Annotated in this window: 2 protein-coding genes; both read left to right on the top strand. The window is 69.4% G+C overall.

The features are described from left to right. Positions 1-209 precede the first annotated feature (209 nt). A complete protein-coding gene (locus ACH4ZA_RS39855) occupies positions 210-656 on the top strand; it encodes a hypothetical protein (protein WP_398433893.1) in 447 nt (148 codons plus the stop codon). Positions 657-707: 51 nt separating this feature from the next. Next, on the top strand, positions 708-1,547 hold the full coding sequence (locus tag ACH4ZA_RS39850; RefSeq protein ID WP_398433892.1) for a transposase family protein: 840 nt from the start codon (positions 708-710) through the stop codon (positions 1,545-1,547). The last annotated feature ends 103 nt before the right edge of the window (positions 1,548-1,650 follow it).

Below are 1,650 nucleotides of genomic sequence, written 5' to 3'. Positions count from 1 at the left end.
TGAGTTGCGTGCATCGTGATTGCGCAGGTCACGGGTCTGGTGTGAGTGAAGGCTCGAGTACTCACGCTGGTCGGTAGCCGATGACCATGGTGTAGATCATCGGGCGGGTCCGGCTCCGGCGTGATGCCGGGTTCGGCTGCGCCTGCGACCGATCCACGCCTACGATCCGTCAGCAGGTCGGTACGCTACGGGATCGCGAGGGTGCGGGGATGCAGGAGCGGCAGTGGATCACCGCTCGCCGGAGCGAGCTGGACGCTCTCGCCGAGCAGCTGGCCAAGCAGCTTCAGGAAGTCCAGGTCGAGCGGGACGAACTGGCAATCGCGGAGCGGGTGTTGAACCGCCTGGCCGAGCAGGTCCAGGCCGATGCCGAGGCTGCCGCTCCGGCAGCGGCGCAGGTGGCCGGGCGGGCGGTCCTGCTCATCCCGCACCGCAGCGACGCGACCGACGAGGCCGCGTTGCCCGGCGACTACCGCAGGATCCTGGCGATCGTGCGTGAGGCCGACGGCCCGGTGCAGGTCAGGGTGGTCGGCGAGCGGCTGGGCCTGAACGCCTCGGTGCGCGGCAAGCTGGAACCTTTGCGCGCGAAGATGACCAAGCTCGCTGACCGCGGCTGGCTGCACAAACGGCCCGACGGACGGTTCACCGCACGTCGGTGACCGCGCGGGTGGACCGTAACCAGCGGGCCCCCGGCGGCAGTTGAGTTTGGTGTGAAGAAAAACAACGGTTCCGCCGAGGGCCCTGACGGCCTTGTCTACACCGCCCGCCTGCCGCTGTCGAGCGCCACCCTGAACTACCTCGCCACCGTGATACGCGGCCACTTGAAGAAGATCGGTTCGCGGTGGCGGGCCCTGCCCGCGGGGAAGATCGCCGCCATCGTGCTGGCGGTGCTGCGCTGTGACCAGCGGCCCGGCGACCTCGCCGGCGGAAACGGAGTGCACCGCACCACCATCACCCGGTGGGTGCGCGAGACCGTCGGCCTGCTCGCCGCCCGCGCTCCACGCCTGGACCGCGCACTCAAGAAGATCGCCCGAACGGGTGGCGGGGTGGTCCTGCTCGACGGCACCCTGATACGGACCCGGCGGCGCACCGGCACGGCGAACCGGAAGAACTACTCCGGCAAGCACAAATGCCACGGTCTGCTGGTGATCGCGCTCACCGACGACCGGGGCCGACTGCTGTGGACCTCGGCGGCCCGTCCCGGACGATCCTCGGAGATCACCGCCTGCCGTCACGACCAGCTCACCGCGAAACTGCGGGCGGCCGGGCTCGGCGCCATCGCCGACCTGGGCTTCGTCGGCCTCGACGACAGCGGCCCGGACGCCGATCCGGCTGTGATCACCGGCTACAAGGCCGCCCGCAACCGGCCCCTGACCCGAGGGCAGAAACTGTCCAACAAGGCGCTGGCCGCCGTCCGGGCGCCGGTCGAGCACGGCTTCGCCCACCTGAAGAACTGGCGGGTCCTCGGCAAGGTTCGCACCGACCCGAAGTGGGCGACCGCCCTGGTGAGGGCTCTGCTGGTTCTGACGAACCGCGAAGTCTCCCGCTGACCGACGATCTACACGGAAGTCATCCGCCCGCGACCAGTCCGAGCATCCCGAACCCTACGCATACCAGACCCGTGACCAGCAACTTCACGATGCACACTGCTCA

This window comes from Streptomyces sp. NPDC020597 (genome assembly GCF_044335095.1).
In the GTDB taxonomy this organism is placed as follows: domain Bacteria; phylum Actinomycetota; class Actinomycetes; order Streptomycetales; family Streptomycetaceae; genus Streptomyces.
Note: the sequence above shows the minus strand (reverse complement) of the source record. Positions and strands in the feature narration are given on the sequence as shown.